General features: G+C 71.5%; 13 protein-coding genes (1 of these 13 running past the window's edge). 11 read left to right on the top strand and 2 right to left on the bottom strand.

The genetic code is table 11. The features are described 5' to 3' along the window. The first annotated feature begins 64 nt into the window (after nucleotides 1-64). The gene (locus V1460_RS31935) at nucleotides 65-3814 is read left to right on the top strand and encodes a glycosyltransferase family 2 protein (protein WP_338677075.1); all 3750 of its coding nucleotides are present in this window, start codon (nucleotides 65-67) and stop codon (nucleotides 3812-3814) included. Then, nucleotides 3811-5373: a DUF5719 family protein gene (locus V1460_RS31930; RefSeq protein WP_338677074.1), complete on the top strand. Its 1563-nt coding sequence runs from the start codon at nucleotides 3811-3813 to the stop codon at nucleotides 5371-5373. The genes V1460_RS31935 and V1460_RS31930 overlap by 4 nt, the downstream gene beginning before the upstream one ends. A gap of 99 nt (nucleotides 5374-5472) precedes the next feature. On the opposite strand, the gene V1460_RS31925 is transcribed toward V1460_RS31930, so the two are convergent. After that, complete coding sequence (locus tag V1460_RS31925; RefSeq protein ID WP_338677073.1) at nucleotides 5473-5916, bottom strand: metallopeptidase family protein; 444 nt, start codon at nucleotides 5914-5916, stop codon at nucleotides 5473-5475. Nucleotides 5917-6234: 318 nt separating this feature from the next. On the opposite strand from V1460_RS31925, the gene V1460_RS31920 reads away from it, so the two are divergent. From V1460_RS31920 to V1460_RS31885, 8 genes are all read left to right on the top strand, one after another. Continuing rightward, complete coding sequence (locus V1460_RS31920; protein WP_338677072.1) at nucleotides 6235-6654, top strand: DUF3499 domain-containing protein; 420 nt, start codon at nucleotides 6235-6237, stop codon at nucleotides 6652-6654. A gap of 151 nt (nucleotides 6655-6805) precedes the next feature. Further along, nucleotides 6806-8182 carry a phosphomannomutase/phosphoglucomutase gene (locus V1460_RS31915; protein ID WP_338677071.1) on the top strand — a complete coding sequence of 459 codons (1377 nt, stop codon included), beginning with the start codon at nucleotides 6806-6808 and terminating at the stop codon, nucleotides 8180-8182. A gap of 288 nt (nucleotides 8183-8470) precedes the next feature. After that, entirely contained in the window at nucleotides 8471-8653 is a 183-nt protein-coding gene (locus V1460_RS31910) for a Trm112 family protein (protein ID WP_338677070.1), read from the top strand. Nucleotides 8654-8745: 92 nt separating this feature from the next. Further along, nucleotides 8746-9891: an SIS domain-containing protein gene (locus V1460_RS31905; RefSeq protein ID WP_338677069.1), complete on the top strand. Its 1146-nt coding sequence runs from the start codon at nucleotides 8746-8748 to the stop codon at nucleotides 9889-9891. 272 nt (nucleotides 9892-10163) lie between these two features. Further along, the gene (gene manA / locus V1460_RS31900; RefSeq protein WP_338677068.1) at nucleotides 10164-11315 is read left to right on the top strand and encodes a mannose-6-phosphate isomerase, class I; all 1152 of its coding nucleotides are present in this window, start codon (nucleotides 10164-10166) and stop codon (nucleotides 11313-11315) included. A 135-nt stretch (nucleotides 11316-11450) separates the two neighbouring features. After that, nucleotides 11451-12428 carry a cation diffusion facilitator family transporter gene (locus V1460_RS31895; RefSeq protein ID WP_338677067.1) on the top strand — a complete coding sequence of 326 codons (978 nt, stop codon included), beginning with the start codon at nucleotides 11451-11453 and terminating at the stop codon, nucleotides 12426-12428. A 383-nt stretch (nucleotides 12429-12811) separates the two neighbouring features. Beyond that, on the top strand, nucleotides 12812-14269 hold the full coding sequence (gene ahcY / locus V1460_RS31890; protein ID WP_338677066.1) for an adenosylhomocysteinase: 1458 nt from the start codon (nucleotides 12812-12814) through the stop codon (nucleotides 14267-14269). 124 nt (nucleotides 14270-14393) lie between these two features. Then, on the top strand, nucleotides 14394-15008 hold the full coding sequence (locus V1460_RS31885; protein ID WP_338677065.1) for a hypothetical protein: 615 nt from the start codon (nucleotides 14394-14396) through the stop codon (nucleotides 15006-15008). A 22-nt stretch (nucleotides 15009-15030) separates the two neighbouring features. On the opposite strand, the gene V1460_RS31880 is transcribed toward V1460_RS31885, so the two are convergent. Next, entirely contained in the window at nucleotides 15031-15999 is a 969-nt protein-coding gene (locus V1460_RS31880) for an RDD family protein (protein WP_338677064.1), read from the bottom strand. 127 nt (nucleotides 16000-16126) lie between these two features. Here V1460_RS31880 and V1460_RS31875 point away from each other — a divergent pair, with 127 nt between their 5' ends. Further along, nucleotides 16127-16685, top strand: the 5' portion of a protein-coding gene (locus V1460_RS31875; RefSeq protein WP_338677063.1) for a stage II sporulation protein M. The gene runs 449 nt beyond the window's last position; the window shows 559 of its 1008 coding nt (coding positions 1-559); its start codon is at nucleotides 16127-16129; the stop codon falls past the right edge of the window.

Here is a 16685-nt window from a genome sequence, read left to right as displayed (position 1 = left end):
GGCCCGTCCCAGACGCTTCAGCGCCCCCTTGCGGGGTGACCCCGGCCGGAGGGCCCGTACCTCGATGTCCGCCACCCCACCTGTGCTCGTTCCCACCACCCCACCCGAGTTCCCGAAGCACGTCGTCACCGCCGTCCTCGTCTCACACGACGGTGCCCGCTGGCTGCCGGACGCGCTCACCGGGCTGCTCGGCCAGGAACGCCCGGTACAGAACCTCGTCGCGGCCGACACGGGCAGCGCCGACGACTCCGCGCGGCTGCTCACCGAAGCGCTCGGTGCCGAACGGGTACTGCATCTCGCGCGCCGCTCGGGCTTCGGCGCCGCCGTGGACGAAGCCGTCCGTACGGCGGGCTCGCCCACCCCCGACGACCTGCCCTATCTGAAGCGGCCCAGCGGCTGGGACCCGGCCACCAGGACCTGGCGCGACGACACGTACGACATGCCGGAACTGCCGTACGGCGAGCCCGTCCAGTGGCTCTGGCTGCTCCACGACGACTGCGCCCCGGCGCCCGACGCGCTCGCCGAACTGCTGCGCGTCGCCGACTCCGACGCGTACGCGGCGATCATCGGACCCAAGCTGCGCGGCTGGTACGACCGCAAGCAGCTGCTCGAAGCCGGTGTCTCCATCGCCAACAGCGGTCGCCGGTGGACCGGTCTCGACCGCCGCGAGCAGGACCAGGGCCAGCACGACCAGGTCCGCACCGTCCTCTCCGTCTCGTCGGCGGGCATGCTCGTCCGACGCGATGTATGGGAGGAGCTCGGCGGCTTTGACCGCCGTCTGCCCCTCATGCGCGACGACGTCGACCTGTGCTGGCGCGCCCATGCCGCCGGCCACCGCGTCCTGGTCGCCCCCAGCGCCGTATTGCGCCACGCGGAGGCTGCCGCGCGCGAGCGCCGGACCGTCGACTGCGCCGGGCGTTCCTTCTCGCGGCAGCCGAAGGACGGCCGTCCCTCCTCTTCAGGGACCGGTCCCTCGATCCCCTTCGCGCGCCAGGGCGCCTCGCCCCATCGGGTGGACAAGGCCGGCGCCGTCTACACCCTGCTGGCCAATGCCCGAGGCCGCGCCGTCCCCTTCGTGCTGCTGCGGCTCGTGGTCGGCACCCTCCTGCGCACCCTCGCCTATCTCGTCGGCAAGGCCCCCGGCCAGGCCGTCGACGAGGTGATGGGCCTCTTCGGCACCCTGCTGCGCCCTGGGCGGATCCTCGCCGCGCGGCGCAGGCGCCGAAAGCCCGCGGTGCACCCGGCCGACCTCAGGCCGCTCTTCCCGCCGCCTGGCGCCACCATCCGCGCCACAGCCGAACAGATCGCGAGCAGCCTCGGCGCCGGCCGCTCGTCCGACGCGCCGACGTCATCGGGTTCACGGCACGGCGCCGTGGAGTCCGGACCCGGTGGCGATGACGCGGACTTCCTGGAGATCGAGCAGTTCGCCCGGCTCAAGCGGATCGCCCGCAAACCCGGGCCCGTCCTCTTCGCCGTGCTGCTGCTGGTGTCGCTCGTCGCCTGCCGCGGGCTGCTCACCGGCGGGGCACTCGCGGGCGGCGCGCTGCTCCCGACCCCGGATTCGGTGTCGGAGCTGTGGGGACGCTACGCCGACGCATGGCATCCACTCGGGACCGGCGGAACCCAGGCGGCGCCCCCGTACCTCGCGATCCTCGCCGTGCTGTCGGGACTGCTGCTCGGCTCCACCGGCCTCAGCCTGACCCTGCTGCTGGTCTGCTCGGTTCCGCTCGCCGGAGTGACGGCGTACTTCGCCTCCCGGTCGCTCGTCGAGTCCCGGCTGCTCCGTGCCTGGGCCGCCGTCGCCTACGCCTTCCTGCCCGCGGCGACCGGTGCGCTGGCCACTGGGCGGCTCGGCACCGCCGTGCTCGTGGTGGTGCTGCCGCTGATCGCCCGCGCGAAGCTGGCGGCGTACGGATTCGCCGGCGGTACGAGCGGTGCGGACCGCGCCCTCGGCAGCTGGCGCGCCACCTGGGCCTATGCCCTGCTGCTGACCTTCGCGATGGCCTTCACGCCGATCGTCTGGCCGATCGCTCTCGTGCTCGCAGTCTCCGCTCTCGTGCTGCGCCGCGCCGACCTCACCGCGTACGCCCTGCGCTCCCTCGCAGTCGTCGGCACCCCTCTGCTGGTCCTCGCCCCTTGGTCGCTGTCCCTGCTGAGCGCCCCCGCCGGCTTCTTCCGGGAAGCGGGTCTCGACCTCGGGCCCGGTGCGGCCGGAGCGCTGGATCTGCTCGGCATCAGCCCGGGCGGCCCCAAGACCCTCGGTGGCCTGGTCCTGATCGGCATCGTGCTGGCCGCGCTGGCCGCCCTGCTCCGCGAAGAGCGGCGGCACGCCATCCGCACCGCCTGGGGCATCGCCCTCACCGGCCTGGTGTTCGCCGCTTTCGCCAACGGATCCGGCTGGGCCGGACCGGCCACCCTGGTCTACGGAATCGCCCTGCTGGCCGCCGCCGTGATGGGCGCCGAGGGCGTACGGGAGCGGGTCGCCGCCCAGTCCTTCGGCTGGCGTCAGCCGACCGCGGGCCTCATCGCGATCGTGGCGGGGGTGGCTCCGCTGCTCGCAGCAGTGAACTGGATGGTCAGCGGGGCCGCAGGGCCGCTGGAGCGCCGCGACCCGGTGCAGGTGCCCGCGTTCGTCGCCGAGGAGAGCGACACGCGCGACCAGTCGCGCACCCTCGTGCTCGGCGGCAGTTCGCCCGACCAGGTGTCGTACAGCCTGGTCCGCGGTTCGGGCGCCCGCCTCGGTGACGCCGAGCTGGCGCAGGCGGGCGGGAGCGACGCCCGGCTCGACAAGATCGTCGCCCGGCTCGTCGCCGGGTCCGGAGCCGACCAGACCAGCCAACTCAGCGGATTCGCCATCCGGTACGTGCTCGTACGGGACGGAGCGCCGCGCCGGTTCGGCCGCGTTCTGGACGCCACGCCCGGTCTCTACCGCCTCAGCCAGCTCGACGGCAGCGCGCTGTGGCGGGTGGACCGCCAGATCGCGCGCGCCGTCATCGTGAACGGCGACGCGGACAAGGCGGCACAGGCGGCCGGTGCGGACGGGACTGCCGCGGCCGGTGCCGACGCGGCGGAGCCGGTGCCGGTGGCCGCGGGCCCGGTGGAGGCTCACACCGACATCCCCAAGGGAGCCGAGGGCCGGGTGCTGCGTATCGCGGACCGCGCCGACGACGGCTGGCAGGCCACCCTCAACGGCCGTACCCTGCCGAAGACGACGGTCGACGGCTGGGCTCAGGGCTTCGAACTCCCCGCCGAGGGAGGCAGGTTGGACCTCGTGTACGAGGAGCCTGTCACCCGCACCGCCTGGCTCTGGACCCAGGGCCTGCTCGCCGTCGTACTGGTGGTGCTGGCTCTGCCCGGCAGGCGGCGGGAGATCGACGACGACCTGCCGGAAGAGGAGGCCGCGGTGCCCGCCGAGCCGGTGGAAGGCGAAGGGCGCCGGGCGCGCAGGCTGCGGGCGCAGGCGACGTCGGAAGCCGAGGCCGCGGTCGAGCCCGATCCGGATCCGGAGTTCGCGCCCGAGCCCGAGCCGTGTGCGGCGGTTCCGTACCAGCGGCAGGGCGACGACGAGAGCCACGAGAACACCGGGATGCCGTACCCGTACGACGAGCAGGCGTACGGATACGCCGGCGGGCAGACCTACGACGGGCAGCAGCCGTACCAGCCGTACGACCCGTACGGCGGGCAGGGTTACGTGCCGGAGCAGCAGCAGTACGGGCAGCAGCCGCAACAGCCGTACGACCCGTACCGGAACGCTCCGTACGACCCGTACGGCTATGAGACCGAGCAGCGTCCCGACGGGAGCAGTAACCAGTGAACCGCACGACACTCTCTCTCTGCGCGGCCGTCACCGCTCTCGCCGCCGCCACCGGCCTCGCCGCGCTCACCGCACCCGACGGCGGAGGTGCGGCGGCTGCCGCGACGGGGGCCTCGGCCCGGCTGCCGGTCGAGCGTACGAGCCTGCTGTGCCCGGCGCCGAGTACATCGGACGTCGCGGAGACCGCGTACACCTCGTTCACCCCGGCCGGTGCCGCGGCCGACACGGACGCGCGCTCCGCGGCAGCACTCCTACCGGCCGTGTCGACGCTCAAGGACGCGATTCAGGACGCCGCGCAGACGGACGGCAAGAAGAAGGGCACCGAGAAGGCCGAGAAGCAGCCCGCCACCGGCAAGGCAGGCAAGCCGGTGATCGCCCTCAAGGAGCCCGGCAAGCCGGTCGCCGCCAAGGAGTCCGGCGGCGACTCACCCGCCCTGGTCGGCACCGCGACCGGCCGTCTTGCCCCGGGCTGGACGACCCAGCAGACCACCACGGTCCTCGCGGGCAGCGGACGCGGGGTGCTCGGCATCAGCTGCACCGCGCCCGACACCGACTTCTGGTTCCCCGGCGCCAGCCTCGCCAAGGACCGGCAGGACTATGTGCACCTCACCAACCCCGACGACACAGCCGCCGTCGCCGACATCGAGCTCTACGGCAAGGACGGCGCCCTCAAGTCCCAGCTGACCGACGGCATCCCGGTACCGGCCGGCGGCAGCGTCCCTGTGTTGCTGCCGACCCTGACGGCGGACAAGGCGGAGGACGTGACCGTGCACGTCACCACCAGGACCGGCCGGGTCGGCGCCGCGGTGCGCGGGGCGGGCGACACGACCGGCAGCGACTGGCTGCCCGCGTCCGCCGACCCGTCGAGCACGCTGGTGCTTCCCGGCATCCCCAGGGACGCCACGTCCGTACGCCTGGTGGTCTTCGCACCGGGTGACGACGACGCCGACCTGAAGCTGCGGCTCGCCACCTCGTCGGGCACGATCACCCCGGCCGGGGCCGAGGGTCTGCGGGTGAAGTCGGGCATGACCGCCTCCCTCGACCTGAAGGACGTCACCAAGGGGGAGCCCGGCTCGCTGCTGCTCAGCCCTTCGGGCAACGGCAAGGCGGTCCCCGTCGTCGCCGCGCTCCAGGTCACCCGGGGCAAGGGCGACAAGCAGGAGATCGCCTTCCTCCCGGCGACGGCACCCGTGACGGAGCGCGCCTCGGTGGCCGACAACCGTGCCAAGGGCTCGGTGCTGTCCCTGACGGCACCGACCGCCACCGCCACGGTCAAAGTCACGGCGTCCGCCGGGACCGAGGCGGGCGGGCAGACGACACAGACCTACACGGTGAAGGCGGGTACGACGCTGGCGGTCGCCCCGCCGGTGCCGTCCGGGCTCAAGGGCGCGTACGCCCTGACCGTCGAACCCCAGTCGGGCGGGCCCGTGCACGTGGCGCGCACCCTGATGCTGCCGCAGGGCGGGATCGAGATGTTCACGGTCCAGACCCTCCCCGACGACCGCGGCATGGTTCAGGTACCCGGGGCCCGGCAGGATCTCTCCGTCCTGGACGACTGACGCCCTGCCTCCCGCGCGGCGAGTGCGGGTACCGCGGGGGAGCCCGGGTATCGCGCGAGGAGGCCGCGGCACGTGCCCTGGGGGCGCCGACCGGGTGAGTTACTCCTGGCCGTAGCGCGGGTCGACGGACTCGGGCGAGAGCCCCAGCAGGTCCGCGACCTGCTCCACCACGACCTCGTGGACCAGGAGGGCCCGCTCGTCCCGGTTCTTCGTGCGGATCTCCACCGGCCGCCGATAGACGACGATGCGGGCGGGCTGACCCCTGCCGGCCGCCACGGAGCTGCCGAGCGGCACGGTCTCGGTGTCGTCGAGCGCCCCAGGCACATCGAGGACCACGAACTCCACGTCGCTGAGCTGGGGCCAGCGGCGCTCGAGCCGTTCGACCGAATCCCGTACGAGATCGCGGAAGCTCTCCGCCCTGCTCGCGGCGAGTGGCACCTGGGGCGGCGCGACGGGTCCCCGCATACCGCGGCCGTGGCGATCACGGCGGCGTGGCCGCGGCTCCCTGGGCTCGGGCGGGCGTGGGGGTACGGGACTGTCCATCACTGACGCAGGGTAGCTCTACAGAGTCCCCGGACACCGGGCCTGTCGGCCGCACGTGGCCCATGTCGTTCCACAGGGTGACCCCCCGTTCGACGTGTCGCTTGAAGTGTCGCTTATTGAGCATTCCGGCCAAGCTTGGGCTCGATTCCATATCTCCCCGTGACCGTGAATGCCGCTGTGATTGACGCGAAATGTGGTGAACAGTGACCGGATCACATAGGTCACTCGTGTGCGCACGCCGCTTCCCGCGCAGGTCAGAATGGGCACTCCGAAGGCATCTGTGCCGGACGTCACAGCACGACACGGGGGAGTGACCCGGTGGAGAGTCGTCGCAGCCCGCTCAAGAGTGCGGTACCGTCCAACGTCGTGAGCCCTGTACGTCGTTGTTCGCGCACCGCGTGCGGCCGCCCTGCCGTCGCGACGCTGACGTACGTCTATGCCGACTCGACCGCGGTCCTCGGCCCGCTCGCCACTTACGCCGAGCCCCACTGCTACGACCTGTGCGCCGAGCACGGCGAGCGCCTCACCGCGCCCCGCGGCTGGGAGGTCGTACGGCTCTCGGACGGATCGGCCCCGGCCCGGCCCAGTGGCGACGATCTCGAAGCCCTGGCCAACGCGGTCCGCGAGGCGGCCCGCCCCCAGCAGCGCGCCGCGCAGGCGGGCGGAGGCGTGCGCCGCGAACCCATGGAGGTCGCGCGGCGCGGCCATCTGCGGGTGCTCCGTTCACCGGATTCCTGAGACCGCGGGCCGCTCGTCCCGCCCGGCGCCGCCTGGTGCGCCTCACCGTGGCCCGCCTTCGGCTTCCTTGGCACCAGCTGTGTATTCCGCTCCGTACCCCCCTTCTACGGGTAGTTTGAGGTGACCGCAGAGACTTCAGGAAGGTTGGGCCGTGGCTGATTCTGCTGCTGCTGATCTGTCGCAGATCGTGAAGGCGTACGACGTGCGCGGGGTGGTGCCCGATCAGTGGGACGAGTCGCTGGCCGAACTCTTCGGCGCCGCGTTCGTACAGGTGACAGGTGCGGACGCCATCGTCGTAGGCCATGACATGCGCCCGTCGTCGCCCGGCCTCTCCGCCGCCTTCGCACGCGGTGCGGCGAACCGCGGCGCCGATGTGACGCTGATCGGACTGTGTTCGACCGACCAGCTGTACTTCGCGTCCGGCCACTTCGGGCTGCCGGGCGCCATGTTCACCGCCTCGCACAATCCCGCGCAGTACAACGGCATCAAGATGTGCCGGGCCGGAGCGGCGCCGGTGGGACAGGACACGGGCCTCTCCGAGATCCGCGTCCTGGTCGAGGGCTGGGTCGCCGACGGAGCGCCCGCGGCTGCGGCGACGCCCGGTTCGATCAGCGAGCGTGACACGCTCGACGACTACGCGGCGTACCTCCTCTCCCTGGTGGACGTGTCCGCCATCCGCCCGCTGAAGGTGGTGGTGGACGCGGGCAACGGCATGGGCGGCCACACGGTCCCGACCGTGTTCGCCTCGCTGCCGATCGACCTCGTGCCGATGTACTTCGAGCTCGACGGCACGTTCCCCAACCATGAGGCGAATCCGCTGGACCCGAAGAACATCGTGGATCTCCAGGACCGGGTACGAGCCGTGGGCGCCGACATCGGCCTCGCCTTCGACGGCGACGCCGACCGCTGCTTCGTCGTGGACGAGCGGGGCGAGCCGGTGTCGCCGTCGGCGATCACCGCGCTGGTGGCCGCCCGTGAGCTCGACAAGCATCCCGGCGGCACCGTGATCCACAACCTGATCACGTCATGGTCGGTGCCGGAGGTCGTGCGCGAGCACGGTGGCTCGCCGGTGCGCACCCGGGTCGGGCACTCCTTCATCAAGGAGGAGATGGCCCGCAGCGGCGCGATCTTCGGCGGCGAGCACTCCGCGCACTACTACTTCCGCGACTTCTGGAACGCCGACACGGGCATGCTCGCGGCGCTGCACGTCCTCGCCGCCCTCGGCAACCAGGACGGCCCGCTGTCCTCACTGGTGGCCCGGTTCGACCGCTACCGGGGCTCCGGCGAGATCAACTCCACGGTGGCCGACCAGAGCGCACGTACCGCCCTGGTCCGCGAGGCGTTCGCCGGCCGGGAAGGCGTCACCGTCGACACTCTCGACGGCCTGACGGTGTCGAGCGACGACTGGTGGTTCAACCTCCGCCCCTCCAACACCGAACCGCTGCTGCGGCTGAACGTCGAGGCGCGCGACGAGTCGACCATGGCGTCGGTGCGCGATGAGGTGCTGTCGCTGGTACGCGGGTCCTGACGGGGCCGACGGCGCTTTCCGGCCCGACGGCCCGATGTGAGCGGGTGTAGCCGCCCGGCCTGCGTGGTTTTCCGTGCGGGCCGGGTGGCGCCACGCGGCGTCACGCGTTGCCATGACGTGCCATGAGGACGCAGCACGACGCGCCGCGGCCATCGAGGCGGACGAGCGGCGGACCCTGACCCGCCGACCCGCGCCGTACGTCCCCCGGCGGTAGGCTGACGTGGCCTGAACCCAATACGTATGCATCGGGTTCCAACCACATGTTCGAGATGTTCGAAGGGACGCCCCATGCCGCTTGAAGCCGGCCTTCTGGAGATCCTCGCCTGCCCGGCCTGCCACGCCCCGCTCGGCGACGAAACGGCGGCTGACACGCCCGAGCTGATCTGCACCGGCAAGGACTGCGGCCTGGCGTACCCCGTACGCGACGGCATCCCCGTCCTGCTGGTGGACGAAGCCCGCCGCCCCGCGTGATGTCAACTAACGCAACGTAATACCATATAACGCTGAGTGCACCACGCAGAGCCCGCCCCCGCACCCTTACGGCGAATCGGAGGCCCACCACCATGCTCGACGAGTCACTCCTCGACGCCCCGGAAGCCCTCGCCCGCGCCGATCGCCGCGAACTCCTCCGCGGCGCAGCCGAGGCAGGCGCGCGGGTGCGCACCGCCGCGCGCCACGCCGCCGAGGCGGGGATCGCCGAGCTGAGGCCCGAGGGACGCCCCCGGGCCGTCCTCATCGCCGGACCGGGCACCGCCGCCACCGGTGTGGCCGACCTGATCTCCGCGCTCGCCGGGGCGTCGGCACCGGTCACGCGGCTGCATCCGACCGGCGTCGCACCCGCTGCCGGGGCGCTGCGCTGGGCGCTGCCCGGCTGGGCGGGCTCCGTCGATCTGCTGCTCATCGCCACCACGGACGGATCCGAGCCGGGACTCGCCCTGCTGGCCGAGCAGGCCTACCGGCGCGGCTGCACCATCGTCGCCGTCGCCCCGCAGCGCTCCCCGCTCGCCGAGGCGGTCAACGGTGTGCACGGCATGGTGGTGCCGATGGCGACCGCGCCGTACGAGCTCTACGACGAGACCCAGGCAGCGGCGAGCCCCGGCGCGTTCTGGGCACTGTTCACCCCGCTGCTCGCCCTGCTCGACCGCGTGGGCCTGGTCGCGGCGCCCTCGGATGCGCTTGAGAGCGTCGCCGACCGGCTCGACAGCATGGCCGAGCGCTGCGGGCCCGCTATCGCGACCTACAGCAATCCCGCCAAGACGCTTGCGGCCGAACTCGCCGACACCCTCCCGCTGATCTGGACCGAGGGAACCGCGGGCCCCGTCGGACGCCGCTTCGCCGCCGTGATCGCCGAACTGGCAGGGCTTCCCGCACTCTCCGCGGAGCTCCCCGAGGCGCTTCCGGCACACGGCGTACTGCTCGCAGGCGGCTTCGCCGCGGGGGCCGACCCCGACGACTTCTTCCGCGACCGGGTCGATGAACCCCAGGCGCTGCGCGCCCGTGTCCTGCTGCTGCGCGACCGGGTCGACGGGGCCGGGGCGCTCACCGCGGCCCCCGCCGCCCGCGAGCTGGCGCTCAGTCACGACACGGCGATCAGCGAGCTGGAGCCGGAGGAGGGCAGCGAGCTGGAGACCCTCGCGGAGCTGCTCGCCGTGACCGACTTCGCCGCAGGTTATCTCGCTCTCGCGACCAGCGCGGGGGCCAACGGCTGAGCCGACGCACAGCCCCGGCCTCACTCCAGGCTCCAGCCCAGGCCGGCCCAGCCAGGCCCAGCCCAGTTCCGACCGACCCCGATCCCGGCAGCAGCCCGATCCGGGGCACTCCGTCTCCATCCGCACCTGCGCCCGCAACGCGCATAGGTCCGCGTCGCGGGTTCCGTACGGGGCACGCCGGGAGTCCGCGTACCGGCACTTGCCGTTTCCGCCACGCAGCTGCCAACTTCAAGCCAGTCACCAGCCACATACCAAGCCGAGGATCCCCGTTCATGGACCGCCTCTCCAACACCGTGCGCCCCTACACCTGGGGATCGACGACCCTCATTCCCGAGCTGCTCGGCGTCGCCCCCAGTGGCGAACCCCAGGCCGAACTGTGGATGGGCGCCCACCCCGCAGGTCCGTCCGGCACCGACCGGGGAGCCCTCAACGAGGTCATCGCAGCCGATCCCGTACGCGAACTCGGCGTCGCCACCACCGCCAGGTTCGGCCCCCGGCTCCCATTCCTGTTCAAGGTGCTCGCGGCCGGCAGCCCGCTCTCACTCCAGGTGCACCCCGACCGCGCCCGGGCCAGGGAGGGCTTCGCCGCCGAGGAGGAGGCCGGTGTGCCCCTGGACGCCCCGGACCGCAACTACAAGGACGACAACCACAAGCCCGAGCTGATCTGCGCCCTCACCCCGTTCGACGGCTTCTGCGGCTTCCGCTCGTCGATCGAGGCCGCCGACCTCATCGCCGGGCTCGGCGTCGACTCGCTCAAGCCGTACGTCGACCTGCTGCACGCCCACCCGGAGGACGCCGCGCTCCGCGAGGTCCTCACCGCCGTGCTCAGCGCCGACCGCTCCGAGCTCGCCCGCACCGTGGACGAAGCGGCAGCCGCGTCCGCGCGCATCGGCGGACCGTACACCCCGTTCGCCACGCTCGCCCACCACTTCCCCGGCGACCCGGGCGTCATCGCGGCCATGCTCCTCAACCACGTCGTGCTCCAGCCGGGCGAGGCCATGTACCTCGGTGCCGGGGTCCCCCACGCGTACCTCTCCGGGCTCGGCGTCGAGATCATGGCCAACTCCGACAATGTCCTGCGCTGCGGGCTGACCCCCAAGCACGTGGATGTGCCCGAGCTGCTGCGCGTCGTCCGCTTCGATCCCTCCGAACCCATCGTGCTGCGCCCGGAGGCGTCCCCCTCGGGCGAAGAGGTCTACGACATCCCGATCGACGAGTTCCGGCTGTCCCGCTTCGTAAGGGGGCCGGGCGCGGAGCCCACCGACATCACCGCCCACACCCCGCAGATCCTGCTGGCCACGGCCGGACGCCCCGAGGCCGGCGGACTCAGCCTCGCTCCCGGCGAGTCGGTCTTCGTCCCGGCGGGCGAAAAGGCCGAACTGTCCGGTACGGGCACCGTGTTTCGTGCCACAGTGGCGGCCTGAGATCGCGCCCACCCCGGCTGCTGCAACAATGGCCCGCCGTGCCCCGGGGCTGCGCCCCGGGCCACGTCCCGTGATTCGCGGGGACCGATCGGCATCAGGGACATCAAGGGCTTCGAGGAAGGACACCCCGCACTCATGAGCGCGTCAGGCGGAACCAAGGCGATCGTCGCGGCACTCGCCGCGAACCTCGCCATCGCGGTAGCCAAGTTCGTGGCGTTCCTCTTCAGCGGCTCCTCGTCGATGCTTGCGGAGAGCGTCCACTCGATGGCCGATTCCGGCAATCAGGGCCTGCTGCTCCTCGGCGGCAAGAAGGCCCGACGGGAGGCCACCCCGCAGCATCCCTTCGGCTATGGCCGCGAGCGCTACATCTACGCCTTCCTCGTGTCGATCGTGCTCTTCTCGGTCGGTGGCATGTTCGCCGTCTACGAGGGCTACGAGAAGATCGCGCATCCCCACGAGATCAAGGACTGGTACTGGCCGATCGGCGTGCTCGTCTTCGCGATCATCGCGGAGGGCTTCTCCTTCCGCACCGCCATCAAGGAGTCCAACGTCCTGCGCGGCAACCGCTCCTGGAAGGAGTTCGTCCGCCACGCCAAGGCACCCGAGCTGCCCGTCGTCCTGCTTGAGGACTTCGGCGCGCTGGTCGGCCTGATCCTCGCACTCGGCGGTGTCGGCCTCGCGCTCCTCACCGGCAACGGTGTCTGGGACGGCATCGGCACCGTTTGCATCGGCGTCCTGCTGATCCTCATCGCACTGGTGCTGGCCGCCGAGACCAAGTCGCTGCTCCTCGGCGAGGCAGCCGGCGCCGAGGACGTCGAGAAGATCAAGGACGCGGTCGTGGACGGCCGGACGGTCACCGGGATCATCCACATGCGCACGCTCCACATCGGACCGGAGGAGCTGCTGGTCGCGATCAAGGTAGCCGTCCGGCACAACGACACGGCGGTCCAGGTCGCGGAGGCGATCAACGCAGCCGAGGACCGCATCCGCACCGCCGTGCCGATCGCACGGGTCATCTATGTGGAGCCCGACATCTACAGTGAGGCCGCCGCCGCGGCTGGGCCCGATCCGGCCAGATCCCCGGGTGGCCCGGGCCCGGAGCTCGATCACTGACGCCTGCGCCGACCCCCCGCCTGACGTCGGTCGAACACGCGCGAGCGGTCGTCGCCGCACCACGCGGACACCGCCGCGCCACCGGCTTGAACCACCGGTGACGGGCGAGGCAGGCCCGTGGGCGGGCTGTGGCGGGCCGAGTCGAGCGGTGTAGATTCGTGGCCAGAGCCAGACGTCGCTGCTGATGGCGGTCGGTCGGTCCGATTTCGTGAACCGGCCGAGGGAGAGAGGGCCTCCGACGGACTGCGCTGCGGACGTCTGCGCGCGTCCGGGTCTGCGTGTGTTCGTGCACTCGTACGCCTGGTTCGTCGTCGAGCCCGCAGCAGTCAGCAAGCCCCGAACGAGCCCAACCATCCCTCGACCCATCAGAGGAGCAGCTCGCAATGACGACCCTCGCCGCCGGCCAGGACTTCAAGGTCGCCGACCTCTCTCTCGCGGACTTCGGCCGCAAGGAGATCACCCTGGCCGAGCACGAGATGCCCGGCTTGATGTCCATCCGCAAGGAGTACGCGGCTTCCCAGCCGCTGGCCGGTGCCCGTATCACCGGCTCCCTGCACATGACCGTGCAGACCGCTGTACTCATCGAGACCCTCGTCGCCCTCGGCGCCGAGGTGCGTTGGGCCTCCTGCAACATCTTCTCCACCCAGGACCACGCCGCCGCGGCCATCGCCGTCGGCCCCGATGGCACGGTCGACAACCCCAGGGGCGTCCCGGTCTTCGCCTGGAAGGGCGAGACGCTGGAGGAGTACTGGTGGTGCACGGAGCAGGCTCTGACCTGGCCGAACACCCCCACCGGCGGCCCGAACATGATCCTGGACGACGGCGGTGACGCCACTCTGCTCGTCCACAAGGGCGTCGAGTTCGAGAAGGCCGGCGAGGCCCCGGACCCGTCCACCGCGGACAGCGAGGAGTACGGCCACATCCTGCGGCTGCTGAACCGCACCCTCGCCGAGAACCCGCAGAAGTGGACGCAGCTCGCGTCCGAGATCCGCGGCGTCACCGAGGAGACCACCACCGGCGTCCACCGCCTCTACGAGATGATGGCCGCGGGCACCCTGCTCTTCCCGGCGATCAACGTGAACGACGCCGTCACCAAGTCGAAGTTCGACAACAAGTACGGCTGCCGCCACTCCCTCATCGACGGCATCAACCGCGCGACCGACGTCCTCATCGGCGGCAAGACCGCCGTCGTCTGCGGCTACGGCGACGTCGGCAAGGGTTGCGCAGAGTCGCTGCGCGGCCAGGGAGCCCGGGTCATCATCACCGAGATCGACCCGATCTGCGCCCTCCAGGCCGCCATGGACGGCTACCAGGTCACCACCCTGGACGACGTCGTGGAGACCGCCGACATCTTCATCACCACGACCGGCAACAAGGACATCATCATGGCCTCGGACATGGCCAAGATGAAGCACCAGGCGATCGTGGGCAACATCGGCCACTTCGACAACGAGATCGACATGGCCGGCCTTGCCAAGATCCCCGGCATCGTCAAGGACGAGGTCAAGCCCCAGGTGCACACCTGGACCTTCGCCGACGGCAAGGTCCTGATCGTCCTCTCCGAGGGCCGTCTGCTGAACCTCGGCAACGCGACCGGCCACCCGTCCTTCGTCATGTCGAACTCGTTCGCCGACCAGACCCTGGCCCAGATCGAGCTCTTCACCAAGCCCGAGGAGTACCCGACCGACGTCTATGTGCTCCCCAAGCACCTGGACGAGAAGGTCGCCCGCCTCCACCTCGCCTCCCTCGGCGTCAAGCTGACGACCTTGCGCCCGGAGCAGGCCGAGTACATCGGCGTGCAGGTCGAGGGCCCGTACAAGCCCGACCACTACCGCTACTGATCAGTCGCCGGTCCGATCGACCCCGGACCGGACGCCCTCCACCGTTCGGTGGCAAGGCACCAGGCAGGCCCCCGCACCCCCGTGTCGGGGGCCTGCCCTGTACCCGGAGGACTCACGCACCCCCATGCCCCGCGGCCGCTATTCGCTCCACGATCCGCACGATCACACGCCCCTCGGCGATGAACACTTCCACTGCGCCCCCGGCCCTTCCGGCTGGCGCTACGTCTCCCAACTGACCACCCCTTCCGGAGACCACACGGGCTCTGTCGACCTGGCCATCGACGAACTCGGCCGCCCCATTCGCCTCGAACTCCACGCCGCGAGCTGGCAGGTCCGAGGTGCCGCGATCGACGGAGTGACCTGGGTCCGTACCGACCCCACCGGTACGCACGCCACCGAGGGCAATGTCCGCGCCCACGCCTTCACCGGTATGTCACCCGCCTTTCTGGTCGCGACCTCCCGACTGCTCCGCCTCGCAGCCGGCGCCCCCGCGACTCGTGTCCGCCTTGTCGCCTTCACGGACCCAGTGCTCGCCCCCCGCACGGTCGACCAGTCCTGGGCCCTGGTGAAGAGTGAAGCGCACGCCACTGACAGTGGCCCCCTGACGGTGGACGAATACCAGGTCAGCGCCCTGGACACAGGCGAACAGCACACCGTCCACATCGCTGGCGACGTGGTGCTCGCCGCCCCTGGCATCGAGCTTGAGGACTTGGAATCCCCGCCCTCGGTCTTCCCCTGACCCAGGTGGGCGGCCACAGCCCTCAGGCGGGCGGTGCGAACCCGGTGGCGGGAGGGGGTGCGGCCGAAGCCTCGGACGAACCTGAAGGAAGGGCAGGTCGCGGAGACGGCGTGGGCGAAGCCGCCGCCGAGCCGGAAGGGCCGACGGGCTGAGGGAAGGAAACGGGACCGGCGGAACGCACCGACCCTCCAGGATGAGGGCGAGCCCCATGGCCGAGGCCGGCGCCCCCCGCAGCCCCGGCAGCCGCTGCCTGCGCCCGCCGTGCGTCCCGCGTCTGACGCTCACCCACCACGGCCGCCAGATACACCGGAGCCGGCACTCCGGCCGGAGCCGGCGCCCCGGTCCTGACAGCGAGATCACCGGCCAGCCGCTCGGCCAGCGAGCGGCTCACCTCCGCGTCCAGCTGATGCATTCGGGACAGGTACTGGCGTATGGCCAGCCACAGCTCGTCCGGCACCCCGGACAGATCCAGTCCGGCAAACCGCCCCGCCAGCCACGGCGGCGCGGCCACCATCGGGACGGCATGCGCCACGGGCACCCGCTCCCGGACGACCAGCGTCCCCGCGAACACATCGCCGATCCGCCGCCCACGGGCCGACACCAGGGAGGCGATACAGGCGACGACCCCGAAAGTCATCAGAATCTCCACCACACCCATCGCACCCCGGACCAGGGCGTGGCGGAATCGGATGGGCCCGCCGTCGTCCCGCAGCACCCTCAGTCCGCAGGCCATCTTGCCCAGCGAACGCCCATGGCTCAGCGTCTCCACCGCGATCGGCGCCCCCACCAGCACAAGCAGGAAGGTCGCGATCGACACGGCCATGACCGCGGCCTCGTCGAGCGAGGCCGTCGCGATCGCCAGGCCTATGGATACGAGCAGATACGCCGCCCACACGACGACGAGATCGATGGCGAGTGCCAACGCCCGGCTGGGCAGTTTCGCGGGCTGAAGCCCCAGTACGACCGCGTCCCCCGTCACTACCCCGCTCACACGCCCACCCTCTCCTCGACCCCGGATGCCCGACGACCTGCCGGGCACCCTCCATACGCCAGTCTGCCAAGCTGACCGGAAGAGCGCCGCGCAGCAGCGGCAACCACAACGGGAGCAGCAGCCGATCATGGATCTCGATGTCTTCGTGATGACGCACCGGGCGGAGTGGGACCGCCTGGACCGGTTGCTCCGCAGGGGACGCCGGCTCACGGGAGCCGAAGCCGATGAACTCGTGGTCCTCTACCAACGCGCGGCCACTCATCTCTCGCTCATCCAATCCAGTGCCCCCGACCCGACGGTCACGGGCCGCCTCACCCAGCTCGTCGCCCGGGCCCGTGCCACCGTCACGGGAACCCGCCGTGCCTCCTGGCGGGACGCGGCCCGCTTCCTGACCGAGGGCTTTCCCGCGGCGGTGTACGACTCCCGCCGCTGGTGGATCCCCACCGCCGTGCTCTCCACCCTTCTCGCAGCGGTCATCGGCTGGTGGATCGGGAGCCACCCGGAGGTGCAGTCGGCCATCGCCGCCCCCGATGAACTGCGGCAGCTCACCCGTCCAGGCGGCGAGTACGAGACGTATTACTCGAGCCACCCGGCGGCGTCCTTCGCCGCCCAGGTCTGGACGAACAACGCCCAGGCCGCCGCTATGTGCCTGGTTCTAGGCGCCTTCCTGTGCCTGCCGGTCATCT

The organism is Streptomyces sp. SCSIO 30461, assembly GCF_037023745.1.
Lineage (GTDB): Bacteria > Actinomycetota > Actinomycetes > Streptomycetales > Streptomycetaceae > Streptomyces.
This window is presented reverse-complemented; position numbering and strand designations above follow the sequence as displayed.

What these genes read in the sequence shown, in the direction of transcription:
- V1460_RS31935 (WP_338677075.1), top strand. Translation starts at nt 65, where the DNA reads ATGTCCGCCACCCCACCTGTGCTCGTTCCCACCACCCCACCCGAGTTC.
- V1460_RS31925 (WP_338677073.1), bottom strand. Translation starts at nt 5,916, where the DNA reads ATGGACAGTCCCGTACCCCCACGCCCGCCCGAGCCCAGGGAGCCGCGG.
- V1460_RS31910 (WP_338677070.1), top strand. Translation starts at nt 8,471, where the DNA reads ATGCCGCTTGAAGCCGGCCTTCTGGAGATCCTCGCCTGCCCGGCCTGC.
- V1460_RS31905 (WP_338677069.1), top strand. Translation starts at nt 8,746, where the DNA reads ATGCTCGACGAGTCACTCCTCGACGCCCCGGAAGCCCTCGCCCGCGCC.
- manA (WP_338677068.1), top strand. Translation starts at nt 10,164, where the DNA reads ATGGACCGCCTCTCCAACACCGTGCGCCCCTACACCTGGGGATCGACG.
- V1460_RS31895 (WP_338677067.1), top strand. Translation starts at nt 11,451, where the DNA reads ATGAGCGCGTCAGGCGGAACCAAGGCGATCGTCGCGGCACTCGCCGCG.
- ahcY (WP_338677066.1), top strand. Translation starts at nt 12,812, where the DNA reads ATGACGACCCTCGCCGCCGGCCAGGACTTCAAGGTCGCCGACCTCTCT.
- V1460_RS31885 (WP_338677065.1), top strand. Translation starts at nt 14,394, where the DNA reads ATGCCCCGCGGCCGCTATTCGCTCCACGATCCGCACGATCACACGCCC.